Origin of the sequence: Microbacterium resistens NBRC 103078 (genome assembly GCF_001552355.1) — a bacterium.
Taxonomy (GTDB): Bacteria; Actinomycetota; Actinomycetes; order Actinomycetales; family Microbacteriaceae; genus Microbacterium; species Microbacterium resistens.
Genome location: NZ_BCRA01000206.1, coordinates 1 through 2,274 on the forward strand (window position 1 = coordinate 1; position 2,274 = coordinate 2,274).

Genomic DNA, 2,274 nt, shown 5'->3' on the forward strand with positions numbered 1-2,274 from the left:
GCGCACGGCGTCGGCCACGGACGCGGCGTCGTGGAGGGTGCGCTCGGCCGCGGCGGCGAGGTACACGTCCTCGCGGGTCTGCCGGGCGCGCGCGAGGTCGCCGACCGACTCGTCGGTGACGGATCCGACGAGCACGGTCGTCGCGCGGGACGGGGCGGGGAAGGCGCCGAGGAAGCTCCGGGCGCTCTCGGGCGCGTCCTGCGCGGTGAGGACGACGATCAGCGACGGACGGGTGGTCGTCGTCCGCACGGCGGCGAACGCCGCTCCCCAGTCCGTGTCGACCAGCCGCGGGTGGACGGGCGCCATGGCGTCGGTCAGCGCCGGGAGCAGCCCTGGGCCGTCCACCCCGCTCACCCGGGCCCGCACGACCCGGTCGAACAGCAGCAGGTGCACGTGGTCGCCGGCCCGCTGCGCGAGAGCAGCGAGCAGCAGCGTCGCTTCGAACGCGGCGTCCAGCCGGGTGCCGTCGCCGACGCGCGCGGCGGAGGTGCGGCCGGTGTCGATGAGGATCACGACGTGCCGGTCGCGCTCGGGGCGCCAGGTGCGCAGCATCGTCGTGCCCGCGCGCGCGGTGGCCCGCCAGTCGATGGAGCGGACGTCGTCGCCGCGGACGTATTCGCGCAGCGAGTCGAACTCGGTGCCCTGACCGCGCACCTGGACGCTCGTGTTCCCGTCCAGCTCGCGCAGCCGGGCGAGCCGTGAGGGGAGGTGACGGCGGGACGCGAACGGGGGAAGGACCCGGACGGCGCCGCGCACGGCGTGCCGCGCCTGTCGCCCGGCGAGTCCCAGCGGACCGACGGAGCGCACCGCGACGAACGCGCTCTCCAGCTCGCCGCGGCGGCGGGGGCGCAGAGCGACCGGCAGGCGACGCCGTTCCCCGGGCGGGACGTCGAGCGGGATCCGAGCGGCGGAGACCCCCGCCGTCGGCTGCCAGGCGTCGCGCAGGACGCCGCGCAGACGACGGGCGCCGGGGTTCTGGACCAGCACGGCCGCCGTGGCCGGCTCGCCCAGCCGCAATCGGGCCGGGACGTCACGGGAGATCCGGAGCGCGGCGGGGGAGGCGGCGGCGAGCACGTCGACGGCGACGAGCACGGCGCAGAGGACCAGCCAGCCGGCCAAGGCGACCCACGCCGAGACCCCCGCGACGTCCAGCAGGACGACGGGGACCACGCCGAGGGCGACGAGCAGGACGAGACGGCCGGTGACGAACACCTAGATCGGAACCCGGGTCTGCTGGACGACGGAGGAGAGCACGGCGTCGGCCGACACTCCTTCCATCTCGGCGTCCGGTCGGAGCTGGAGCCGGTGCCGCCACACCGGGACGAGCATGGTCTGCACATGATCCGGCGTGACCGCGCTCGACCCGTTGAGCCAGGCCCAGGCCTTGGCGGCGGCCAACAGCGCCGTGGATGCGCGCGGGCTGGCGCCGAGCTGCACGGACGGGGCCTGTCGCGTGGCGCGGGCCAGATCGACGACGTAGCCCAGCACGTCGTCGGTGACCTCCACACGGGCGGCGGCGCGCTGCGCGGCGACGATCTCGTCGCGCGAGACGACGGCGCGGAGGTCGGTGAGCTCCCGCGGCGAGAAGCCGTCCGCGTGCCGACGGAGGACCGACACCTCGGCGTCGCGCTCGGGCATCCCGACCACGAGCTTCATGAGGAACCGGTCGAGCTGCGCCTCCGGAAGGGAGTAGGTGCCCTCGTGCTCGATGGGGTTCTGCGTCGCGGCCACGAGGAACGGGTCGGGCAGCGCGCGGCTGCCGCCGTCGGAGGACACCTGGCGCTCTTCCATGGCCTCCAGCAGAGCGGCCTGGGTCTTCGGCGGGGTGCGGTTGATCTCGTCGGCCAGCAGGATGTGGGTGAAGACCGGGCCGGGCCGGAACTCGAACTCTCCGGATCGGGCGTCGTAGACGAGCGATCCGGTCACGTCCCCGGGCATGAGGTCGGGCGTGAACTGCACGCGCGTGGTGTCGAGTCCGAGGGCGCGGGAGAACGCGCGGACGACGAGGGTCTTCGCGACGCCGGGCACACCCTCGAGCAGCACGTGTCCGCGGGCGAGCAGGGCCACGAGGAGCCCGGTCACGGTGCCCGGCTGCCCGACCACCGCCTTGTCGACCTCGAGCCGGACGCGGTGCATCGCTTCGCGGAGACCGGCGTCGGGATCGGCGGCGGGCTGCGAGGCCGTGTCCGCCGGCGCCGGCGAGGGCGTCGTCCCGCCCGGGCCGCCCGGCGCGGGCGTGGGGGGCGCCGGAGGGGCGGCGGGCGGAGGGGGCGC

The 2,274-nt window shown here is 75.8% G+C and carries 2 protein-coding genes; both read right to left on the bottom strand.

The features are described from left to right. The coding region (locus MR1_RS18990) for a DUF58 domain-containing protein (protein ID WP_067250829.1) at window positions 1-1,212 on the bottom strand (1,212 nt) is incomplete at its 3' end. Beyond that, on the bottom strand, window positions 1,213-2,136 hold the full coding sequence (locus MR1_RS18995) for an AAA family ATPase (protein ID WP_067250832.1): 924 nt from the start codon (window positions 2,134-2,136) through the stop codon (window positions 1,213-1,215). Window positions 2,137-2,274 lie beyond the last annotated feature (138 nt).

Excerpts from the sequence above, each read along its gene's own strand:
- MR1_RS18995 (WP_067250832.1), bottom strand. The coding sequence starts at position 2,136 with ATGCACCGCGTCCGGCTCGAGGTCGACAAGGCGGTGGTCGGGCAGCCG.